Annotated in this window: 1 protein-coding gene; it reads left to right on the top strand. The window is 38.6% G+C overall.

The features are described from left to right. The first annotated feature begins 104 nt into the window (after window positions 1-104). Window positions 105-1,019, top strand: a complete 915-nt coding sequence (locus MMU07_RS21680) for an IS1595 family transposase (protein WP_241128708.1) — start codon at window positions 105-107, stop codon at window positions 1,017-1,019. Window positions 1,020-1,036: the final 17 nt, after the last annotated feature.

Genomic DNA, 1,036 nt, shown 5'->3' with positions numbered 1-1,036 from the left:
TATGACTCCCCCGAATTTGACACGTTGCCAAATTTTATTTGACAGCTAGTGTCAATTGATTTTCTGTATCAGAGGAATTGATGTACTTGGTTAAAAAGTCAGCCATGAACATTTTAAATTTCATATCGCATTTCCCTGATGAACAGAGTTGTGAAGAGTATCTGAAAGCGCACAGGGAAAAACAGGGCATTCATTGTAAGACCTGTAAAAAGTGCACCAAACAGTACTGGTTTAGTACTAAAAAATGCTTTGAATGCAGTGTTTGTAGACGCAGGACATCACTGAAATCGGGTACAGTTATGGAGAACAGCAACTTATCACTTCACAGCTGGTTTGCAGCATTTTTATTGATGTCTGCAACCAAGAAGGGTTTGTCTTGCATGGAGCTACAGCGTCAGCTTGGATTGAAAAAATATGATACAGCCTTTCGCCTTATGCATAAAATCCGCTCAGTAATGGGTAAAAGGGATAGTTCTTACATGTTGAAAGGGATGGTTGAATATGATGAAGCTTATGTGGAAAAAGCAATAGACGCTAAGCTCAAAAAGCAACTCAAACGTGGTAAAGGAAGCCAAAGACAGGTAATTGTGGCGGTTGCTGCGGAGTCCACTCCATTGATGGACGAGAAATCTGAGAAAACATCCAGACATTGCGGTTTCTTTAAAATGAAGGTGATTCCAAATGCTGATGCTGCATCTGTTGATGGTTTTGTTCAGGAAAACGTTGACAAAAAATCGGTTGTTTTCACAGATCAAAACAAAGCATATGTCCATTTAGAAAAATTGGTAGAGACTCATATAAAGGTAAAGTCTTCAAAAAGTACTGCGAATGAGGAGTTAAACTGGGTCCACACAGCCATAAGCAACCTGAAAAAGAATCTACTTGGAATCTATCATATGGTGACCGAAAAATACATTCAAAACTATATCGACGAATTTGTTTACAAGCTGAACAGAAGATATTTCGGAGAAAAATTATTTGACAGACTTATTATTGCGGCAGTTCAGACTTACGTGTGAAGTTAGGGGGAGTCATA

The organism is Cognataquiflexum nitidum (assembly GCF_022538055.1).
GTDB lineage: Bacteria > Bacteroidota > Bacteroidia > Cytophagales > Cyclobacteriaceae > Cognataquiflexum > Cognataquiflexum nitidum.
This window is presented reverse-complemented; position numbering and strand designations above follow the sequence as displayed.

Excerpts from the sequence above, each read along its gene's own strand:
- MMU07_RS21680 (WP_241128708.1), top strand. The coding sequence starts at position 105 with ATGAACATTTTAAATTTCATATCGCATTTCCCTGATGAACAGAGTTGT.